Below are 18,664 nucleotides of genomic sequence, written 5' to 3'. Positions count from 1 at the left end.
TTTGCTGCCCCTCATTTGATAAGCCTCGTTAGCTGCTTCACTGCTTTCGGTTTCCCTTACAATTCAAAATATTAGTTTTTTTAAGTAAAGGCACTAAAATTGCTAAGTAATAACTAACTGCTATTAATTTAACAATACCATTAAAAAGTTTAGTTTTTCTAACCCGTGGCTTATTTATACCGGTTAATACAAATATATTTTATTTAGCATGAGAATTTTTAATAAGGAATATCTAAAAAAAATATGGAAAATTTTAGTGGCCACTTTTGGCGGCTTTATTAATGATAATGGCTTAAAACTAAGCGCATCCCTGGCCTATTACACGGTTTTTTCTTTGGCCCCGCTTTTAATATTAATAATTTCATTAGCGGGTTTATTTTTTGCACATGATGCTATAACCAATAACCTGTATCCCCAAATTGCACAATATGTTGGCAAATCGGCCGCGTTACAGATACAGGAAATGTTAAAAAGCCTGGCCTTTTCAGGCAAAACTGGTACAGCTGTGGTATTTGGTGTGATAACCCTTATGATAGGCGCAAGCAGCATATTTGTTGAGATACAGGACTCAATAAATATAATATGGAGAGTAAAAGCCAAACCCAAAAAAGGCTGGCTTAAACTAATTCAAAACAGGTTTCTGTCATTCTCGCTTATTATTAGTTTAGGCTTCTTGTTGCTGGTATCATTAGTGATTAATTTTTTGATGGATGCACTAAGTAAAAAGTTACTTCATTTTTTACCTTATGTAACCAATCTATTAATAAAAGTGGTTAATACAGGCATAACGCTTGTTGTAATTTCTGTACTATTTGCCATTATATTTAAAGTATTGCCCGATGTTAAAATACGGTGGAAAGATGTACGTTCAGGCGCCATTTTTACGGCTTTGCTGTTTATGCTGGGTCAATATGCTATAGGCTTATATCTTCAATATACAGCACAAAGCTCGGCCTATGGTGCTGCCGGTTCTATTATTCTATTATTATTATGGATATATTATACCGCGTCCATATTATACATTGGCGCAGAGTTTACACAAGTTTATGCCGAAGCTGTGGGATGTAAGATAGAGCCTGCCGAATACGCTGTACATGTAGTTCAAACCGAAGTTGAACATACAGTAAAAATATTGCCCGCGCAAAACCCCGATCTGAAAGGCGAACTTAAAACGCCCGAAAAAACCTGACATGACCAAATCTATGTAATTAAGATGCCGTTTTAAAGCGTATTAGTTGTAAATTTAGTAACCAATTAACGCCTCGCTAAATTATATGATACGCATAAGTGCTATATGGTTATCCTGTTTATTGTGTTGTTGTTTTTTTACTACAACGCATGCGCAGTATTTTACTATGGATAATGCCCGGCGTGTAACTATTCCGTTTAAGCTGGTGCGTAACCTGGTGATAATAGAGCTTAAAATAAACAATAAGGGGCCCTATAACTTTATTTTAGATACAGGTGTTGGCTTTATGCTGATAACTGAACCCACATTGGTCGACTCCATAAAAATGGAGGGCAAAAGAACCATAAAAATGTCGGGCTTTGGCGAAGGCGATGACTTTGATGCTTATGTAACGCCTCCATTAAAAATTGATATTCCGGGGCTAATTAGTCATAATGTAGCAGCCGCTATATTAAAAAAAGATCATTTTAGTCTTTCAAATTATGCAGGCATACCTATACATGGCTTGTTAGGTTATGAGTTTTTTAATCACCTGGCTGTTAATATAAGTTTTACAGACAGCATTATAAGGGTTTCTGATCCAAAAAACATGCGGTTCTTTAAAAAAGGGACCCGCATACCAATAACCATTGAAAACAAGAAGCCCTACCTTAATACCAAAGTTGTTTATGCCAACGGTACGGCAATAAATAGTAAATTAATTATTGATTTAGGTGCCGGGCATTTTATATCGCTGGAAAATGTACCAAATAAGAACACGCTTCAAAAAAAATTTATCAATGCAAGTTTGGGCATGGGGATAAGGGGCCTCATTAGCGGCTCGCTTAGCCGCATACAGGAGGTTGACCTGGGGAAATATAAACTAAAGAATGTGATAGCAGCTTTTCCTGATGAGGAGCGGTCATTAAGTGTGCCGCGTGATGGCAATATCGGTATTAGCCTGCTTAAAAAATTTGATATTATATTTGATTACCCCAATGGCTTGCTCTATTTAAAATCCCGGGCTGGCTTTGGCGCCATAGATGAACATGATATGAGCGGGCTATGGTATTACGCATCCGGAGATGGATATAACCACCTGATCATCAATAAGGTTGATCCAGGATCGGCAGCTGATGATATTGGCCTGGAAAAGGATGATGAAATAGTGTCAATAAACTTAAGGCCTGTTAGTGAAATGTCATTACAACACATTGATGAGCTGTTCAAATCGCAAAATGGGCGTACCTATTTGCTACGAATTTACCGCGATAAAAAGTATTATACCATTCCAATTACCCTTAAACGAAGAATTTAGAAAAAAACTTTAAAACAATTCAATTACTATTTAAGCTGGCTTATGTTTTCAAAAAACGCAGTCTGCAGGTCAAGCAACGACCGTACATTTACTTTTTCGCCGTACATATCGAAACACAAAAACTTTGAATTTTTTATGTCACCATCCTTATTTCTTTCGAAGAAATTAAAGGTTTCAAAAAAATAATGATTGGTTGTTATTTTATTTTTTTTGTCAGTCTGCGACGTATTAAGCCTAAAACCAATAGTATCAATCCATGCATGCACTTTAGTGTGCAGGTTACGTATATTATTCATTAGGTTAATGTTTTATTAATTTAACGAAAAGGAAGAACATAAGTTTTAACTATTTCAATACTTTTATAAACACTTGTTAAAATACCACAAAAATCGTGCGCGTTAATATTATAAAACCAAAGGAAACTTAATTACCTACTAACAAATAAATGAAACTATATGTATAGTGCTGCGTAAAAGCTCCATACATATTAAGTTACTTAAGTCCGAATTATGAAAATCAAATACATATTACCTTTATTTGCCCTGGCTGTTATTGGTTTAAACGCTTGTAAAAGCACTACACCAGGCCCAACAGGAGCTAACGGCACCAATGGTACAGCAGGAGCTAACGGGGCAACAGGTGCTGCAGGGGCCGTGGGTCCCGGCGGGCCGCAAGGTGTTGCCGGTGCTACAGGTGCAGTTGGTGCTACCGGCCCGGCTGGTGCTACCGGCGCTACAGGTGCTGATGGTGCTACAGGTGCAACTGGCGCTACAGGTGCTACCGGCGCAACCGGCGCAACAGGGGCCGACGGCGCTTCTACAAATATTGCAAACTATTTATTTACTAATAAAAGCGTTTATTTAGCCGGTAGTACACGGTTTATGGTGCCGGCAATAACCCAGGCAATTGTTGACAAGGGTATAATTTTAGTTTATTTTAGAAATACCGGTGTTTCAACATCCTGGTTTGCGTTGCCTTATAGTGAAACAGGCAATACCTTGAATTTGCAGGCATATGGAATAGGATATATAGATCTTAAAGCAAACTTTACAGCAACAGGCCTTGATATAAGGGTAGTGGTAGTTCCCGGCACTTCACTTACCCCCTTAATGCTGCATAACCCGGGGCTTAACTTAAATAATTATAGCCAGGTAGCTGCCGCTGTAGGCATCAATTAAAAACCTTAACTACATATAAAACCAAAGGGCATGGTAATTATCATGCCCTTTTTTTATGTTTACGGTATAGATGCTGAATACACCCGCGCGACATTTTAATAAAACCCGGATTGCCCCAACTCCAAGTGGCTATTTACATTTGGGTAATGCCTTATCATTTGCCCTAACTGCCGCGTTGGCACGCAAAACAGGTGCTAAAATATTGCTCCGCATAGATGATCTGGACCAGCAACGTGTTAACCTGCTTTATATACAGGATATTTTTGACACCCTCAACTTTTTAAATATCCCATGGGATGAGGGCCCGCGCGATGTGGAAGAATATAAAAGTTCGTGGTCGCAATTGCACCGGATGGACAGCTATAACACCGCGCTGAAACAATTAGAACAACAAGGCGATGTATTTGCCTGCCAATGCTCAAGAGCGCAGGTACAGGGCAATATTTATCCGGGCACTTGCCGTGACAAAGCCATACCGCTTGATAGACCCAATATCGCCTGGCGATTATACACTGATGAAAAAGACGTATCCATCCACACCTTGAATGACGGTATAATCAAAACTAAGCTGCCAGATACCATGAAAGATTTTATTGTAAAAAAGAAGGACGGCTATCCATCCTATCAATTAGCATCATTATTGGATGATTTACATTTTGGTATCGACCTGGTAGTGCGCGGTCAGGATCTTTACCCATCAACCATAGCGCAGCATTATCTGGCCTCAGTTCTTCATAAAGATGCTTTTCAAAGTATCACCTTTCATCATCACCCGCTGTTAATGGAAAGTGGCGATAAAAAACTATCCAAATCTGCCGGGGCAACTTCTATAAAATATTTGAGGGAGCAAGGTAAAACCCCGGAAGATGTTTATGAGGAGATTGGGCGGATGTTGGGTATCGAAGAAGATTTACGAAGTTTAATTCGGTAGTGTTTGTTTTTAAAGGCCTCATTGAGCGCTTCACTGTTTAAAAACTTCTTAAATCTAATATAAACTATACCCCTGCCTTAACGGCAACATTAGGCTCTGTGCTTATCGCTGCGCGATGTAATTCAACAGTACCCGTTTTAGTATTGGTGCTTAGTTCTATCCAGCCGGCATAGTAGGTGCCGTTTTTTATTTGCATTATAGGTAAATACACATGCGACAGATTTTGCCAGTTACCGGCCCAATAAGGCGCACCTGCGGGTGTTACATTATTCATTAATACAATGGCGGCCACTTCAAGCCATTGGTGTAGGGTCATATCAGCGGTGGTTATTTTATCTTTTAAAAGGAAAGGGGCTGTTTGTTCATTATTATCAACCGACAGGTACGTGCCTGGTGATGTAACGGCTTTAAATTGCAGTTCATATCGGTCTATGGCGCCAAGTGCGAATGCCTGCATATGCACATCGGCAATCCCATCCTTATTGATATCAATATGATAAGCGGTGTTGGGATCTTTTAATATTTTGCCTGATAGATCTGTATAGATCATAACCGGTTCTTTTACCGGGGTTACTTCATTGGCAGGATTGTTTTTCTTTTTGCAAGCGGCAATTGTAAATACAATAACTATTATTGCGATGGTCGGTGTTAGATTTTTCATGTAAGATAAGACGATGAAAAACCGGAAATGTTACAATAAAGACTTAGTTTTTAAGACTTTGTAAGTCTGGTATAACAAGGGTGTTCCATTTTTAGTAAGTGGAACACTGTAACACTGGCAAAATAGTATCACCATTTAATTCGGTCTTTATGTAACATCCTTTTCTCCGCCACGTCATCGCGAACGAGGTACGAGTGTGGCGATCTCTACAGCACAGTAAACCGGATATCTGCTGCGCAGAGATTGCCATGCTGCGCTCAATGACGCACAGTTAATCCCACACAAAAAAGGGCATGATCCTAAAATCATACCCTTTTGAATTTTTCGCGTTTTTATCTTTTTTAAAAGGTGCTCAAGAGCGCTACGCAGTTTTTAATTTTGACTTTAAAATTAGTACCTGTAATACTCCGGTTTAAACGGACCTGCAACCGGTACGCCGATGTAATCAGCCTGGTTTTGGTCAAGTTCTTCCAGCTCAACACCAATTTTAGCAAGGTGTAAACGGGCAACTTTTTCGTCTAATTGTTTTGGTAAGGTGTAAACTTTGTTTTCGTATGCACCTGCGTTTGTCCAAAGCTCTAATTGAGCCAAAGTTTGATTAGTGAACGAGTTACTCATTACAAAACTTGGGTGGCCAGTGGCACAACCTAAGTTTACTAAACGGCCCTCGGCTAAAACAATAACGTCGCTGCCATCAATGGTATATTTATCAACCTGTGGTTTAATTTCAATTTTGGTATTGCCATAAGCACTGTTTAACCAGGCCATGTCAATCTCGTTATCAAAGTGACCGATGTTACAAACAATAGCTTTGTCTTTCAAGGCACGGAAGTGCTCTTCGCGAACAATGTTCATGTTACCTGTAGCAGTTACCACAATATCAGCCTCGGCAATAGCAGTACTTAATTTTTTAACCTCGAAACCTTCCATAGCTGCTTGTAAAGCACAGATAGGGTCAATTTCTGTAACTATAACACGTACACCCGCGTTGCGCAATGAGTCGGCAGAGCCTTTACCCACATCGCCATAACCGCAAACAACGCCAACTTTACCGGCCATCATTACGTCGGTAGCACGGCGTATAGCGTCAACCAGCGATTCGCGGCAGCCATATTTATTATCAAATTTTGATTTGGTAACAGAGTCATTAATATTGATAGCAGGAATTGGCAAAGTACCATTCTTCATGCGCTCATATAAACGGTGAACACCGGTTGTAGTTTCTTCTGATAAACCTTTAATGCCTGCAACTAATTCAGGGTAACGGTCAAATACCATATTGGTTAAATCGCCGCCATCATCTAATATCATGTTTAATGGTTTGCGGTCCTCGCCAAAAAACAAGGTTTGCTCAATGCACCAGTCAAAATCAACCTCGTTTAAACCTTTCCAGGCATAAACAGATACACCCGCAGCAGCAATAGCGGCAGCAGCATGATCCTGGGTTGAAAATATGTTACATGATGACCAGGTAACCTCGGCACCCAGTTCAACCAATGTTTCAATTAAAACAGCGGTTTGGATGGTCATGTGCAGGCAGCCTGCAATGCGCGCGCCCTTTAATGGTTTTGAAGCACCAAATTCATGGCGTAATGCCATTAAACCCGGCATTTCTGCTTCGGCTAATCCAATTTCTTTGCGGCCCCATTCGGCTAATGAAAAGTCTTTAACTTTGTACTTGGTGTAAGCGGTCTCTACTGATGACATAGCGTTTTGTTTTTTTTTGAAATGCAAAAATAACACATTCTATTGTTAAAGTGAAATGCTAAAGCATTCGGAATGCGATTATTGCAAGGTCATTGGTGGTTATTGGCGTTTCCCTTTTGGGTCAGGCTTTCCGCTCATACTGCGCAGGGCCTTAGGCGCGGCCTGCACTGAGGCCCTCGAAGTGGCTGGTATCCGCTTCAATCCTTAACGAGTTTACTCACCCGATTATCGCTTCGCTCAATCACTCTCTCTTTATCACCCTCTTTACGCGCAGCGAAGAGAGGGTCGCGCACGAAGTGCCGCGGGGTGAGTCAACGGCGCACGATTAATGCGACTACGCTTTAGTCTTTGCAGATGCCATAGCCAAATGGCCATTATAAACACCGCCGGCTTCAACCAGCAGGGTGCCGGTTTCAATATCGCCGGTAATTTTGCCGGTGCCTTTAATTTCTAAAGATTGTACGGTAATGTTACCATTTAAGGTACCATATACAATCATTTCTTTAGTAGTTACAGTACCCTGTACAACACCTTTTTCGCCTAATATTAAACCTTCGTCAACATATACATCGCCGTTTACCTGGCCATCAATACGTGCAAAAGCCGGAGCCTTCACGTTGCCGGTAATTACACTTCCTTCACTTATTAATGTTGATATAGCCTGCAAATCAAGCGCTATTTTATTTTTTTTTGAAAAAACACCCATTACCCGCCCTTATAGATATAGAAGATTATTAATTATTTAAGGTTAAAAATTTAACCGGGTTTATTGGCTTACCATTTTGCCTTACCTCGTAGTGTAAATGCGCCCCTGTTGAATGTCCCGTTGAACCTACCTCGCCTACCTTTTCGCCTACAGAAACCTCTTGGCCAACTTTAACTGTTATGCGTGATAAATGGCCGTATAACGTTTCGAATCCGTTAGCATGCGCTACACGCACGCAGTTGCCATAGCCGCCGTTCCAACCGGCAGAAACTACCCTGCCGTTGGCTGTACATTTGGCCACATCGCCCGTATTCCCTTTAAAATCAATGCCCGGATGAAACTCGGCATGTGCCGTATTGAAAGGATCGCTCCTATAACCAAAACTTGATGTCATAGAACTTATACGCGGATAGCCCATCGGGGTAAAAGCGACTGAGTTTACTACATGTGCCAGGTAATCATTATAAGCCATATATACCTCTTTATCCGAAAGTTTAGTGCCTTCGTCATTAGTATCACCCCCAACTGCTTTGGTTGAAAAACCTTTTAAACCGCGCTTTTTTAAATAATCATTAATGCTTTTTAATTTACCTTCAATAGCCTGTATGTATGATTGTGCAGAGTTTTTTTCACTTTGTTTTTGAAGAGCAATAGGTATCTGGCCCTTTAAGCTTACAATTTGCGTGAGTAATAATTGTTTTTCAACTTCCTGCTGCGCGTTTCTGTTATTCAAAAAAACTATTGATCCTATCAATAAAGCAAGTACAGAGAACAAACCCATCGCATAATATTTAAGGCGGGTTATATGCCTTGTTTTTATCTGAATTGTTTTTGTACCCTGTTTATTTTTACTTAAAATAACAATTGTACTAACATCTTTGGGGTTAACTTTCATTTACTCTAATTGCGATTAGGGTCTGCAATTTATAAAATGCAGCTAATAAATCAATATTAAATTTAAACATACTGACGCTTAAGTTGTATTCACCATTGTCAGCATGATGTTATTATTACGAAATTAACGTACTAACTGTTGCCCTAATTGTTATTTTTGTATAATAAAAATTGAAAAGACACATATTATGATGTATCCAGAATATTTAGTTACCCCAATGCGGGAAGATCTGACCAAGGTTGGTTTTGAAGAGTTAAAAGATGCCGAGGCTGTGAAAAATGCTATAGAAAGCGAAGGAACGGTATTTGTAATGGTTAATTCTGTTTGCGGTTGCGCTGCTGCCAACGCGCGCCCGGCTGCTAAAATTGCGACACAAAGCGCAAAGCACCCTGATAAATTTGTAACTGTTTTTGCCGGAATGGAAAAAGAAGCTGTAGACAGCGCACGTAACTATATGTTGCCTTATCCGCCGTCATCACCTGCTATGGCTTTGTTTAAAGATGGCAAGCTGGTACACATGATAGAGCGCCATCAAATTGAAGGTCGCCCTGCACAAATGATAGCAGATAATTTGATAGGCGCTTTTGAGCAGTATTGTTAGTTAGAGATTAGTTGCCCGTAAAATTTAATAAAAAAAGCGATGAGTAACCCTTATCGCTTTTTTCTTTTATAAACCTTGTCTAGCCTAATCTCTAATCACCAACCTCTAATCTCTCCACTCCCCCTGTAACATTTTAGTGATACAAAGCATCTTAAATATAAATTAAAAACTCTTATTTTCGCTTATTAACCTGACTCATTATTCTATATGAAAAAAACCACACTAACCGGTTTAGTTGCCGGTATTGTAATTACCGCAGCCTCGCTAAGCCCGGTAATGGCCCAGGCACCAAAGGCCGAGGACCCGTTAATGAAAATATACCGGGCAACACCTTCCCGCATTAATGATCTGATACATACTAAACTGGATGTACGTTTCGACTACAAAAAACGCTATTTATATGGCAAAGAATGGGTTACTTTAAAGCCGCATTTTTATGCAACAGATACCTTAAGACTTGATGCCAAGGGTATGGATATTAAAAATATATCAGTAGTAAAAAACGGCAAAAACATTCCGTTAAAATATAAATACCAGGATAGCCTGAGTTTGGCTATACAGCTGGATAAGGTTTATCATAACAATGAAAACTATACCATCTATATTGATTATACCTCAAAACCTAACCAGCTTCATGTAAAAGGCAGCGCCGCTATAAACGATGCTAAAGGTTTATATTTTATTAACCCTGACGGTACCGAAAAAGACAAGCCTACCCAGATTTGGACACAAGGCGAAACCGAAAGCTCATCATGCTGGTTCCCTACTATTGATCAGCCGCAGCAAAAAACTACCGACGAAATTGTTATGACCGTGCCCGCCAAATATGTAACCTTATCAAACGGCAGGCTGGCATCGCAAAAAGTTAATGGCGACGGTACTCGTACCGATACCTGGAAGATGGAGCTACCCCACTCGCCTTACCTGTTTATGATGGCCGTTGGCGATTTTAAAATATTTCATGACAAATGGCGCAACAAGCCGGTTGACTATTACCTGGAGCCAAAGTATGCACCGTATGCCAAGCAAATTTTTGGCATGACACCGGAACTGATAGAGTTTTACTCGAAAACTTTAGGTGTTGATTACCCATGGAACAAATATGCCCAAATTGTTGTGCGCGATTATGTGAGCGGCGCGATGGAAAATACATCAGCTACGCTGCATGGTGCATATGTGCAGGAAACACCCCGCGAATTATTAGATGCCAATTACGATGCCGGACGAAGCACCATAGCACATGAGTTGTTTCACCAATGGTTTGGCGACCTGGTTACTACCGAAAGCTGGAGCAACACAACCGTAAATGAATCATTCGCTGATTTTAGCGAGATGCTTTGGGCCGAACATAAATATGGCCAGGATGAAGCCGATGCGCATAGTTACACTGCCATGGTTAACTATTTGGCCAACCCGGCAAATAAAACAAAGAACCTGGTTCGTTTTCATTATGTTGATAAAGAAGATGTATTTGATTTGGTAACCTATCAAAAAGGTGGCCGTATATTAAATATGCTGCGCAACTATTTAGGTAAAGACGCTTTTTATAAAGGCTTAGGTATTTACCTTAAAACCAACGCTTTTAAAGCCGGTGAAGCGCAACAATTACGTTTAGCGCTTGAAGAAGCCAGCGGCCGCGACCTGAACTGGTTTTTCAACCAATGGTATTATGGCCACGGCAACCCGGCATTAACAATTAGCTATAAATGGGATGACGCAGCAAAAAAAGAAACGGTTTATCTGCAGCAAACCCAGGATGGCAACGCCTTTATTTTACCTATGGCAATTGATGTTTATGCGGGCGGTAAAAAAGTGCACCACAATATATGGATGAATAATAAAGCCGACACCTTAACTTTTGCATCGGCTGTAAAACCAGACCTGGTGAATGTTGACGGCAATAAGGTGCTATTGGCCGAAAAGAAAGACAGCAAAACCCTGGACGAATATGTTTTCCAATACTTTAACGCGCCATTATATCTTGACCGCTTTGAAGCGATAGATCATGCAACACCAGAGCAAGGCAATGCCGGCGCGCAAAAAGTAATGATAGCCGCTTTAAAGGATAAATATTACGGCTTACGCATAAAAGCTATCCGTGGCTTAAACATGGCTAATGATGATGTACGCAACGCGGCCCAGCCTATATTGATCGCGTTAGCGCAAACTGATGATAATACTTTAGTACGTGCTGCTGCTATTAGCGTATTAGGCAAGCTTAAAGCAGCCGGTATGATGACCCTGTTTAAAGAATCGCTTAAAAACCAATCGTACGCTGTACAAGGCTCGGCTTTAAATGCTATATCATTACAAGAGCCTGCACAAGCCTTAGAATTAGCCAAAGGTTTTGAAAAGGATAACAAAGGCAACTTAACCCAGGCAATAGTACATATTTATGCTACGGGCGGCTCGGGTGCACAATGGCCATTTGTTTACAAACAATACCAGGATGCGGGCATACAAGCTAAGTTTAATATGATTAAGGAATTTGCAGCCATGACCGCTAAAATGGATAAACCAGAGTATGTAATGCAAGGAATAGACGCGCTAAAAGATTTTGGTATAAAATATAAAGTGTATGGTATTGCGCCGGTTGTAACTGGTTTGTTAAATGATGTAAAAACACAACGGGCCAAAATAAACGATACCGCATCAGCTAATGCCGCGGATGAAGCTGTTAAAGCGATAAATGCGAAGTAAGGAGTAAAATTATTTTTTGAGATGGGGCGACTGGTTAGTCGCCCCATTTTATTATTGCACTAATTCACATTATTGCAAAGAATGCAACTAAACAAGCAATTTGTTAAAAAAGTTAAATAATTAGGTATTAATTGGTAAAACTGATAAATTAGTATACCAATTTATCAGTTATGAAAACGCTTGTATTTACAGCATTAATGCTGATTTGCATTTTAGCAGTGAGGGCACAACAAACACCGCGCCTGCCCAATAATAAACTACCCTTGCCACCCTATAGATTAAAACCTGATTCTAATTTTAATAAATTGTTTAAAGGAAATATAGACTCGCTGGCAAATAACCCCGATTTAAATTTCAATAGGCCCCCGGCAATTAAAATCGATCATATGCCTGTTGTAAGGCTTAGAAACACCGACCCCAATATGGCCATAGTGCAGCCCGACAAAACCGGCTATACTATGCCTGTTGCAGGTATAAACCAGCCAAAAATATATTACATGAAAAAGCCGGGCGCTACAGTTAAACCATTACCTTAAGTAATTAATTTTAATTATTTGGTGACACTGTTTTGCCAGTGTATATGGGTGTATATGGTGTATACAGTTACCGTATACACCTACACTTTAAAAATCTTTGTTCAACAGTTTTTCCAGTTCAGCAAAACTGATATTCATTTTTATCCGGCCCTGTTTTGCATATGATATTTCGCCGGTTTCTTCTGATACGATAATAGCTGTAGCCTCATTGGCCTCGGTAACACCAATGCCGGCCCTATGGCGCAAGCCGAATTGAGCGGGCAGATCGGCCTTATCCGTAAGCGGCAAAATGCAACTGGCCGATTTAATTTTGTTTTCGGCTATAACCACTGCCCCGTCATGCAGCGGGCTTGTTTTCTGAAAGATACTCTCTAATAAACGTTTTGATATTTTGGCCTCTAATACTTCGCAGCTGTTTTGGTAAAACTGTTCATCATAGTATTTGGCAAATACAATAAGTGCCCCTGTACGGGTTTGTTTTAAGATTTTGCAGGCATCTATAATAGGTTTTATGCGGGCGTAATTGTTTTTTTCTTCCTTTGTCTTACCAAAGAAATATCGCCACCAGGCTTTGTTGCGCTGTAACGAAGCATTCTTACCCACCAACAGCAAAAACCGCCGTATCTCCTGCTGAAATACTACGATGATCACTATTATCCCCACGTTGGTAAAATAGCCCAGTATCTCTGTAAGCAACTGCATTTGCAATGCCTTTACCACAAAGTATAAGCCGTATATAATGCCCAGCCCTATCAGAATATTAACTGCTATGGTGCCCCTAATAAGATTATATAACTGGTATATAATAAATGCTACAAGCAGTACATCTAATACATTTAAAGGCGTAATTTTTAGAAAGCTAAAATCTAATGAGTGCATTCACGAAGTTAATATTTTTATATAAACACCAATACCATTGGCAGGTAAGTTTTTACCCTTTATACGGGCCGCCGGGTACTCCCCAATCCCATTTGGGCATGGGCATGTTAGGGTCCTCGTCTGTATTATCCTGGTTCGAGTTAAGCACTGCTATACGTGTGCCCCACTCTAAATAGGCCATAAATGCAGAACGAAATTCGGGATCGTCGGGTAACTGTAATTCATCGGCCGTTTCAAGCAGTAACTCCATCCAGCGTTTACGGTGCTGTTGGGTTAGGTGTTTAGCCAGGTGCTTTTGTATCATCAGGAAATGACTGCCTTCTGATTCACTGTACAATTTTGGGCCGCCCAAAACCTCGGCAACAAAATGAGCCACATGTAGCCGGTGCTGTGCCGACATATGCTTGAATACCGGCTCTAAAATATCATCAGTCAACACCTTATCATAGAATTTGTCGAAAAGATTTTCGAAAGCAGGCATACCGCCCGCCCATTCAAATAGCGAGGGAATAGGGTTACTGTTTTCCATATCAATACTATTTATGCACGGTTTCTTTTTTAGGAAATACAAGAGATGCTACTATACTTACTGTTAAAATGCCCATGATAATCAGTAACGATCTGCCGGTGGTAAGGCCTATCTCATCAACATAGTTAGCTGCCAGCATTTTTAAGCCGATAAATGCCAGCAATACCGCCAACCCTACTTTAAGGTAATGGAACTTATCAATAATATTTACCAGCAAGAAGAACATGGAACGCAGACCCAATATGGCAAATATGTTAGAGAAAAATACAATATACGGATCCTTGGTTATAGAGAATATTGCCGGTATAGAATCCACAGCGAAAACCAGATCTGTAACCTCAATGATTAACAACACTAAAAAAAGCGGCGTGATGAATTTCTTTTTATCTATTCTAATAAAGAATTTACCCCCCTCGAATTTGGGATGAACCGAAAAATATTTAGAGGCAAGCTTAACTATTTTATGATTTTCGGGGTCTATTTCTTCTTCCTGATTACGATTAATAAACATGGTAACGCCCGTATAAACCAGGAACGCGCCAAATAAATACAATACCCAATGGAACTCCTCAATTAATGCCGCGCCCACAAAAATGAAAAGGAACCGCATAACTACCGCACCAATAATACCCCATAACAATACCTTGTGATAATGTTTTTGATTAACCGCGAAAGCCGTAAAAATTAGCACCATCACAAATATATTATCAACCGATAGCGCGTACTCAACCACATAACCGGTAATAAATTCAAGACCCAGGTTTTTACGATAAAGCGCTAAACTACCGGCAAAATCATTGGGATTTAGTTTTAGGTCGTGAAAGTTTTTGGTGTTTATTTCTTTTAGAGTAGCAAAGCTGTCTATGTGATGCAGCAAATCGCCATACTTTAAAATCAGCATATAAAACCCAAGCGCAAGGGCAACCCAAACCGCGCTCATGAAACCGGCTTGTTTAAGACTTACCGGTTTATCAGATTTACCAAATAAGCCCAGGTCCAAAGCCATCATTATAAAAATGAAAACCAAAAAGCCTGCAATAAATAGAAGTTCGTTTGTCATTATTTATCACGTTCAGTTGTAAACCGCACCAGCTGCTCCAGACCACTGCGCGAATCACCCTCTGGTAAAGTATTCAAAATGTTAAAAGCTTCGTCCCGGTATTTTATCATTTGGGTTTCCGCATATTGTATGCCGCCGGTTTCAGTAACAAAATTGATGATTGCTGCAATTTTTTCAGGATCATCATTGTGATTTTTCACCATATTAATCATCCTTTTTTTCTCAGCAGCGCTACTATTGCTTAACGAATAGATTAATGGCAAAGTAACCTTTTTCTCCTTAATGTCAATTCCTAACGGCTTACCTACATCATCTGTGCCAAAATCAAATATGTCATCTTTTATCTGAAAGGCTATGCCTATCTTCTCGCCAAATAATCTCATCTTTTCAATAGTCTCATCATCTGCCCCGGCCGATGCTGCCCCGCAAGCACAGCATGCCGCAATAAGCGACGCTGTTTTCTGACGGATAACATCATAATAAACCGGTTCGCCTATATCCATACGGCGCACTTTTTCTATCTGCAACAGTTCCCCCTCGCTCATTTGTTTCACTGCTTCTGACACGATCTTCAATAGCTTAAAATCGCCGTTATCAATAGAAAGCAGCAAGCCTTTTGATAGCAAATAATCGCCAACCAAAACAGCTATTTTATTTTTCCATAAAGCGTTTATAGAGAAAAATCCCCGTCGTTGATACGAATTATCAACTACATCGTCATGCACCAATGTGGCGGTGTGCAGCAATTCAACCAACGCGGCTCCCCGATGTGTCGACTCATTGATGCCGCCGCAAATACTGGCCGAAAAGAATACAAACATTGGCCTTATTTGCTTGCCCTTGCGTTTTACTATGTAATGGGTAATACGGTCAAGCAATGGTACTGAGCTTTGCATGGAGGCTTTAAAACGCTCCTCAAAAACATCAATATCTGCAGCAATGGGTTTTTTGATCTCGTTGATGCTCAGCATTGAAATTGCACGGGCTTTTTATATGCCAAACTGCCTGTTTGGCTAACGGAAGCAAACATAAGCTAAAAATGTTTATCTGCATTATTACCATAAAAATTTTGAGTACAATTAAACTAAATGAGGTACAAGCACTCTATAATAATACATTGACATTGCAGTAATATACTGTGATTAAAGTGGTGATGTAGTTTTTGGTTATTTTTTTTATACAAGCGGAGCATTCAGTTGGGTGCTTCGCTTTTTTATACACGGTAATGCAATATTATTTTACCTTTGCAATCCTATTTTCCCGGAGAGGTGTCTGAGTGGTCGAAAGAGCACGCCTGGAAAGTGTGTATACGCCAAAAGTGTATCGAGGGTTCGAATCCCTCCCTCTCCGCTGAAAAGCGAAAAGGTGTCATTTTCTTGAACACTTTTTCGCTTTTTTGTTCTTATCTCGGCAGATTCGCCGACGCGGTTATATTTCGCTACCACCTTTTATGTATCTTGCTCAACATAATCACCTTATCCGGCAATGAATACCTATAACGAAAACCTGAGGTCTACAATAGTAAGCTCCTTATTGAGCCAGGAAGTGGATCAGAAAAAACTGGGATCGCAAAAGAACGCCGCTTTATTTACGCTTTATCATGCCCAGGGTGCTGAGATCATCGCCGCTGAAAAACTAGAAGCGGCCGGTAAACAGGCAGTCTTTCAAGCCACAGTGAGGAAGCAGGCGGTGAACAGCAGCAACATGGCCAATAACCAGCTGGCATCGACTACCCAGGCAAGCCAATACATCCGGCAATCGGTTACCAATGCTGCTGTCTGTGCTGCGAACGTAAAGGTCGCTGCGAACTCTATCCTCCGGCTGGCCGGCGATATCGGTAACATTTTTAGCATATTGATGGCCGCTGATCAGGATTCTGCCTTGTATAAAAGCGCGGAATATATCCGTGATCTGATCAACGACACTGCATACAGTGCCGAAACCGCTTCACACACGGCCATGGAGGCATCCATGTACACTTCGGAGGTGGCCTCAGCGACATTGCTCGACCAGTCGAAAAACACGAACGGGTTAGTAAATAATTTACTCAAGAGCTGCTCAGCAGACTTTGATGCGACATCGCAGGCGGCAGCTGCGGCCAGCCGTGAGCTGGATACAGCAGTCGTCAACAGAGGCTTGGTTGAGGGCAACCTGCAGGATATCGCTGTGGACCTGGATGCCGCGCAATCAGTTTACCGGACGATGAACGAACGGCTCAACCTTGACCTGAACGTCGACAACCCCGGTGAAACCAGCTTTACTGTTCACTTCGCTCCTATTGTCAACGCTTTTGAAGATCGAAATATGCCTTTACCTGTGGTGCAGGACTACTACATCATCGTGGTAAAGAACAGCAAGAAATTTACCTTTTCGATGGCCACTGCGGCGGCTATCCTTGAGGAAGAGGAAAGCAAGCGGCATATCCTTAAAATAGACATCTCCATACCGCAAGGCACCTGTTCGCAGATGGTAAAATTCAAGGAACAAGTACTGAAAGACGCAGATGGCGACGAGATCTGCTATGGACAGCCCTATGTGGTTTTTTTATTAGCCGCTTATACCCAAGCATACAAAATGGCGCTCAATGACTTTAGTAATTATTTGTCTGCTCCATCCAATACGTTCGTGCTAACTATTCTTTGGCCAAAAGTTCAAATTACCGTAAAATCGGCATTCGTTACTACAAAAAAAGACAAGGAACAAACAGGCTCGATCTACGCGCTGCGGTTTCATATCAAACAAAACCCTTTATGCGATTGTCTGCCGGAATACCGTTGCATTTTATTACCGGCAACAACAGGACTCAGCAAGCCGGGCTTTGTTTTTGATCTGGCTATTGCGCAACAGGTCGCCCCTGGAAATTACACAGTAGCAGCGTATATGGATACAAAGGATATGGATGATCATTATATTGCTTATATCGGGGGCGAAACGACCGATAATTTTGGCAGCCCACTGACTGATCAAGCCGAATATTACGTATTGGTTTTGACAACATCATCACCAACAGTCGAAAATACAGCCGGGTTCACCGATACACTCTCTGACCTGGGCGTTCATAGTAAATTTCAATACCAAATTAGCGACCGATCATGAGCGAACAACCCTTAACGCCAAAAAACCTGATTATAAAACCCAATAATGGTATTAGCGAACAGAAAAAGGCCGAACTGGATGCCTTAACGCTTCTGATAATAGCGGCCCAGCATAATGTAGAACGGTACCAGGCCATTGTCTATTCGCTTACACAGAAAGCCGCTGATTTCCAGGGATTTTTAAGCCTTGCCGAAAAGAACCAATACCAGACCTATAACAACACCGTTTTAGCCGGTCAATTGGCCGACAGCGTTTCCAATTTGAAAAACATTTCGGAAAAAACACTGTCCGAAATGAATATCGCCAATAACAGTACTAATAAGCTTTCCCTGTCCATGAAGCAGGTGATCGATAAGCTGATCTATTCAGCCGGACTCATCAATAAGCTGGCGCAGAAAGTGGTCAGGCAAAAGGCGCTGAACCCGCTCATCTCCGATGAATTGGTAAGCATGGTCGACACCGCAGGAAAGGATGCCAATAATGCCGTAGCCTTAACGCTGGTCGCTCTGCAAGCGGCTTTTGCTGTGCAGGCCTCGAATCAGGAATCCGAAGCAGCTCTGGCGCTTGAAGATCAGCAGGCGAGAAACTTATACGACATGATCGTGGCAAACCCGGAAGAGGCCATTTCCTTGAAAGTAATGCTGGATCAAGCTTATCGGGATGCAGCGTACCATTATCAATTGGAAGAGACCGCTTTTA

General features: G+C 41.0%; 18 protein-coding genes and 1 tRNA gene. 10 read left to right on the top strand and 9 right to left on the bottom strand.

The annotated features are described in order from the left end of the window. The first annotated feature begins 208 nt into the window (after positions 1–208). Both JWR23_RS16920 and JWR23_RS16915 read left to right on the top strand, forming a co-directional pair. Complete coding sequence (locus JWR23_RS16920) at positions 209–1,189, top strand: YihY/virulence factor BrkB family protein (protein ID WP_299517541.1); 981 nt, start codon at positions 209–211, stop codon at positions 1,187–1,189. A gap of 166 nt (positions 1,190–1,355) precedes the next feature. Continuing rightward, positions 1,356–2,486 (top strand): aspartyl protease family protein, encoded by a 1,131-nt coding sequence (locus JWR23_RS16915; RefSeq protein WP_299517538.1) that lies wholly within the window; start codon positions 1,356–1,358, stop codon positions 2,484–2,486. Between the two features lie 26 nt (positions 2,487–2,512). Here JWR23_RS16915 and JWR23_RS16910 read toward each other — a convergent pair whose 3' ends face one another. Beyond that, positions 2,513–2,782 carry a hypothetical protein gene (locus JWR23_RS16910; RefSeq protein ID WP_299517536.1) on the bottom strand — a complete coding sequence of 90 codons (270 nt, stop codon included), beginning with the start codon at positions 2,780–2,782 and terminating at the stop codon, positions 2,513–2,515. 213 nt (positions 2,783–2,995) lie between these two features. Here JWR23_RS16910 and JWR23_RS16905 point away from each other — a divergent pair, with 213 nt between their 5' ends. Together JWR23_RS16905 and JWR23_RS16900 are read left to right on the top strand one after the other, a co-directional pair. Then, positions 2,996–3,664 carry a hypothetical protein gene (locus JWR23_RS16905; protein WP_299517534.1) on the top strand — a complete coding sequence of 223 codons (669 nt, stop codon included), beginning with the start codon at positions 2,996–2,998 and terminating at the stop codon, positions 3,662–3,664. Positions 3,665–3,734: 70 nt separating this feature from the next. Next, complete coding sequence (locus JWR23_RS16900) at positions 3,735–4,595, top strand: glutamate--tRNA ligase family protein (RefSeq protein WP_299517533.1); 861 nt, start codon at positions 3,735–3,737, stop codon at positions 4,593–4,595. Between the two features lie 64 nt (positions 4,596–4,659). Here JWR23_RS16900 and JWR23_RS16895 read toward each other — a convergent pair whose 3' ends face one another. The 4 genes from JWR23_RS16895 to JWR23_RS16880 all read right to left on the bottom strand — a co-directional run bounded on the left by JWR23_RS16895 (position 4,660) and on the right by JWR23_RS16880 (position 8,564). Next, a complete protein-coding gene (locus JWR23_RS16895; RefSeq protein WP_299517531.1) occupies positions 4,660–5,256 on the bottom strand; it encodes a hypothetical protein in 597 nt (198 codons plus the stop codon). A 390-nt stretch (positions 5,257–5,646) separates the two neighbouring features. Then, on the bottom strand, positions 5,647–6,963 hold the full coding sequence (ahcY, locus tag JWR23_RS16890) for an adenosylhomocysteinase (protein WP_299517530.1): 1,317 nt from the start codon (positions 6,961–6,963) through the stop codon (positions 5,647–5,649). 334 nt (positions 6,964–7,297) lie between these two features. Continuing rightward, a complete protein-coding gene (locus JWR23_RS16885; RefSeq protein ID WP_299517529.1) occupies positions 7,298–7,669 on the bottom strand; it encodes a polymer-forming cytoskeletal protein in 372 nt (123 codons plus the stop codon). 28 nt (positions 7,670–7,697) lie between these two features. Continuing rightward, positions 7,698–8,564 carry a M23 family metallopeptidase gene (locus JWR23_RS16880; RefSeq protein ID WP_299517528.1) on the bottom strand — a complete coding sequence of 289 codons (867 nt, stop codon included), beginning with the start codon at positions 8,562–8,564 and terminating at the stop codon, positions 7,698–7,700. Positions 8,565–8,754: 190 nt separating this feature from the next. On the opposite strand from JWR23_RS16880, the gene JWR23_RS16875 reads away from it, so the two are divergent. From JWR23_RS16875 to JWR23_RS16865, 3 genes are all read left to right on the top strand, one after another. Continuing rightward, entirely contained in the window at positions 8,755–9,165 is a 411-nt protein-coding gene (locus JWR23_RS16875; protein ID WP_299501114.1) for a BrxA/BrxB family bacilliredoxin, read from the top strand. A 207-nt stretch (positions 9,166–9,372) separates the two neighbouring features. Beyond that, complete coding sequence (locus JWR23_RS16870; protein ID WP_299517526.1) at positions 9,373–11,865, top strand: M1 family metallopeptidase; 2,493 nt, start codon at positions 9,373–9,375, stop codon at positions 11,863–11,865. Positions 11,866–12,035: 170 nt separating this feature from the next. Continuing rightward, positions 12,036–12,401, top strand: coding sequence for a hypothetical protein (locus JWR23_RS16865; RefSeq protein ID WP_299517525.1), 366 nt, complete (start codon positions 12,036–12,038; stop codon positions 12,399–12,401). An 87-nt stretch (positions 12,402–12,488) separates the two neighbouring features. On the opposite strand, the gene cdaA is transcribed toward JWR23_RS16865, so the two are convergent. From cdaA to JWR23_RS16845, 4 genes are read right to left on the bottom strand one after another with little or no spacing between them, the layout of a single operon-like run. Further along, positions 12,489–13,280, bottom strand: a complete 792-nt coding sequence (gene cdaA / locus JWR23_RS16860) for a diadenylate cyclase CdaA (protein WP_299517524.1) — start codon at positions 13,278–13,280, stop codon at positions 12,489–12,491. Positions 13,281–13,332: 52 nt separating this feature from the next. Next, positions 13,333–13,809, bottom strand: a complete 477-nt coding sequence (locus JWR23_RS16855) for a group II truncated hemoglobin (RefSeq protein ID WP_299517523.1) — start codon at positions 13,807–13,809, stop codon at positions 13,333–13,335. Between the two features lie 7 nt (positions 13,810–13,816). Next, complete coding sequence (locus JWR23_RS16850) at positions 13,817–14,869, bottom strand: TerC family protein (RefSeq protein WP_299517522.1); 1,053 nt, start codon at positions 14,867–14,869, stop codon at positions 13,817–13,819. After that, the gene (locus JWR23_RS16845; protein WP_299517521.1) at positions 14,869–15,840 is read right to left on the bottom strand and encodes a polyprenyl synthetase family protein; all 972 of its coding nucleotides are present in this window, start codon (positions 15,838–15,840) and stop codon (positions 14,869–14,871) included. The genes JWR23_RS16850 and JWR23_RS16845 overlap by 1 nt, the downstream gene beginning before the upstream one ends. 291 nt (positions 15,841–16,131) lie before the next feature. Between JWR23_RS16845 and JWR23_RS16840 the strand changes: the two genes are divergently transcribed. The 3 genes from JWR23_RS16840 to JWR23_RS16830 form a co-directional block, all read left to right on the top strand. Further along, a tRNA-Ser gene (locus JWR23_RS16840) sits at positions 16,132–16,219 on the top strand. A 183-nt stretch (positions 16,220–16,402) separates the two neighbouring features. Then, the gene (locus JWR23_RS16835; RefSeq protein ID WP_299517520.1) at positions 16,403–17,965 is read left to right on the top strand and encodes a hypothetical protein; all 1,563 of its coding nucleotides are present in this window, start codon (positions 16,403–16,405) and stop codon (positions 17,963–17,965) included. Continuing rightward, a partial coding sequence (locus JWR23_RS16830) for a hypothetical protein (RefSeq protein ID WP_299517518.1) occupies positions 17,962–18,664 on the top strand: 703 nt, incomplete at its 3' end. The genes JWR23_RS16835 and JWR23_RS16830, both read left to right, overlap by 4 nt.

Source organism: Mucilaginibacter sp. (assembly GCF_028288205.1).
In the GTDB taxonomy this organism is placed as follows: Bacteria; Bacteroidota; Bacteroidia; order Sphingobacteriales; family Sphingobacteriaceae; genus Mucilaginibacter.
The sequence above is the reverse complement of the archived record's forward strand: the minus strand, read 5'-3'. Positions and strand labels throughout refer to the sequence as shown.

What these genes read in the sequence shown, in the direction of transcription:
- JWR23_RS16905 (WP_299517534.1), top strand. Translation starts at nt 2,996, where the DNA reads ATGAAAATCAAATACATATTACCTTTATTTGCCCTGGCTGTTATTGGT.
- JWR23_RS16885 (WP_299517529.1), bottom strand. Translation starts at nt 7,669, where the DNA reads ATGGGTGTTTTTTCAAAAAAAAATAAAATAGCGCTTGATTTGCAGGCT.
- JWR23_RS16880 (WP_299517528.1), bottom strand. Translation starts at nt 8,564, where the DNA reads ATGAAAGTTAACCCCAAAGATGTTAGTACAATTGTTATTTTAAGTAAA.
- JWR23_RS16915 (WP_299517538.1), top strand. Translation starts at nt 1,356, where the DNA reads ATGGATAATGCCCGGCGTGTAACTATTCCGTTTAAGCTGGTGCGTAAC.
- ahcY (WP_299517530.1), bottom strand. Translation starts at nt 6,963, where the DNA reads ATGTCATCAGTAGAGACCGCTTACACCAAGTACAAAGTTAAAGACTTT.
- JWR23_RS16865 (WP_299517525.1), top strand. Translation starts at nt 12,036, where the DNA reads ATGAAAACGCTTGTATTTACAGCATTAATGCTGATTTGCATTTTAGCA.
- JWR23_RS16910 (WP_299517536.1), bottom strand. Translation starts at nt 2,782, where the DNA reads ATGAATAATATACGTAACCTGCACACTAAAGTGCATGCATGGATTGAT.
- JWR23_RS16870 (WP_299517526.1), top strand. Translation starts at nt 9,373, where the DNA reads ATGAAAAAAACCACACTAACCGGTTTAGTTGCCGGTATTGTAATTACC.
- cdaA (WP_299517524.1), bottom strand. Translation starts at nt 13,280, where the DNA reads ATGCACTCATTAGATTTTAGCTTTCTAAAAATTACGCCTTTAAATGTA.
- JWR23_RS16855 (WP_299517523.1), bottom strand. Translation starts at nt 13,809, where the DNA reads ATGGAAAACAGTAACCCTATTCCCTCGCTATTTGAATGGGCGGGCGGT.
- JWR23_RS16845 (WP_299517521.1), bottom strand. Translation starts at nt 15,840, where the DNA reads ATGCTGAGCATCAACGAGATCAAAAAACCCATTGCTGCAGATATTGAT.
- JWR23_RS16850 (WP_299517522.1), bottom strand. Translation starts at nt 14,869, where the DNA reads ATGACAAACGAACTTCTATTTATTGCAGGCTTTTTGGTTTTCATTTTT.
- JWR23_RS16895 (WP_299517531.1), bottom strand. Translation starts at nt 5,256, where the DNA reads ATGAAAAATCTAACACCGACCATCGCAATAATAGTTATTGTATTTACA.
- JWR23_RS16875 (WP_299501114.1), top strand. Translation starts at nt 8,755, where the DNA reads ATGTATCCAGAATATTTAGTTACCCCAATGCGGGAAGATCTGACCAAG.
- JWR23_RS16920 (WP_299517541.1), top strand. Translation starts at nt 209, where the DNA reads ATGAGAATTTTTAATAAGGAATATCTAAAAAAAATATGGAAAATTTTA.
- JWR23_RS16900 (WP_299517533.1), top strand. Translation starts at nt 3,735, where the DNA reads ATGCTGAATACACCCGCGCGACATTTTAATAAAACCCGGATTGCCCCA.